Raw genomic sequence first — 1,293 nt, 5'->3', positions numbered from 1 at the left:
GTATGACCGGATACATAGGTGACAGATCAGACCGGGAACATAGGTAACACTTTTCAGTCTATCCGGAGCACACTCTGGGTTTTTCGGTCGTAGTACGCAAGCGTTATTCCGTTAAAGATGATGGCCTCCAGGCCATCATCCTGTTCTTCCAGCATGATGTACTCATCAGTCAGCGCTTCACTCAGGAACACCGTCCCCTTTTTCCCCATATAGAGTGTCCCCCTTGATTTCACCCTGTAGACCGTACCTCCTTCCGGATAAGCATATTCAGGAACCCTGCCATCCCAGTGCCGGCCTGAGGGCTGCCATACCGTTCCGGGCGTTGCACCCGCCAGGGCTTCATGCGGCCTTTCGTAGTTAAATTCTTCCCGGTAGTCACTGAACCACCGCTGTTGTTCTTCCATCGTCATAAAGGTGTTGCCCTGTTTTACTGCACTTTTCAGCGAACGATGCATTCGCTCATGACGGCCGTTTTCTTCCGGATGCCCCTTTCTGATACGTTCCGGTCTGATGCCCAGCTTTATCAGCCAGACTGCAAGGCGACTTAACCCGGCGATACCTGTTCCTGCGAAAGGCTGACCATTATCCGTTCTCAGAACTTCCGGCAGACCGTACTCCAGGAACGCATCCGTCAGGCACTGCCTGACGAAGGGCTCGCTCTCCCGGTCCGTTCCCCGGCAGCTCAGAAGATACCGGCTGTGATTGTCGGTCAGGGTGAAGGGATGACAGTATTCCCGGCTCAGCAGCCTGAACTTGCCTTTAAAATCAGCGCTCCAGACCTGATTGTTCTCACTGATGATGGCCAGGGGCTGGCGATTGCCCGGGGTTCTGCGTTTTCGCTTTTTATCCGGAACCAGGCCTTCACGCTTGAGGATATCGCCGATAGTGCTGGCAGCGGGGACGGTAAAATCGACGTGATGATTGAGCAGCCACATCCGCAGTTTTTTGGGGCCCCAGTCAGGGTGTTTCTGCCTCAGGGCCGTAAGCTGCCCGGCGATATCATCAGGAACTGTCCGGGAGTGGGAGTGCGGAGCACGCGACCGGTCAGAGAGAGATGACAGGTCAGAGGGGTCAAAACGCTGAAGCCATTTATAACCGGTTTTTCGGCTGATGCCGAAGATACGGCAGAGGGCTGAAAAAGAATCCGTACCTGCATGGCAGGCACGGATAAAATCAAGGCGTTGCATAGGTCGGGTCTCAGTCCAGGGCATAGCGAGTCTCCTCTTCTATGCCAGTTATAACTGTTACCCATGTATCCGGTCTAAAGTGTTACCCATGTTTCCGGTTCATACC

1 protein-coding gene is annotated in these 1,293 nt (G+C 54.1%); it reads right to left on the bottom strand.

Features of this window, described 5'->3' with window-relative positions:
- Positions 1-53: 53 nt before the first annotated feature.
- Positions 54-1,211, bottom strand: a complete 1,158-nt coding sequence (locus ACNQ0W_RS25110) for a DDE-type integrase/transposase/recombinase (RefSeq protein ID WP_063254518.1) — start codon at positions 1,209-1,211, stop codon at positions 54-56.
- Positions 1,212-1,293 lie beyond the last annotated feature (82 nt).

This window comes from Enterobacter cloacae complex sp. 6730903 (genome assembly GCF_048283985.1).
Taxonomy (GTDB): domain Bacteria; phylum Pseudomonadota; class Gammaproteobacteria; order Enterobacterales; family Enterobacteriaceae; genus Enterobacter; species Enterobacter hormaechei_C.
This window is presented reverse-complemented; position numbering and strand designations above follow the sequence as displayed.

What these genes read in the sequence shown, in the direction of transcription:
- ACNQ0W_RS25110 (WP_063254518.1), bottom strand. Translation starts at nt 1,211, where the DNA reads ATGCCCTGGACTGAGACCCGACCTATGCAACGCCTTGATTTTATCCGT.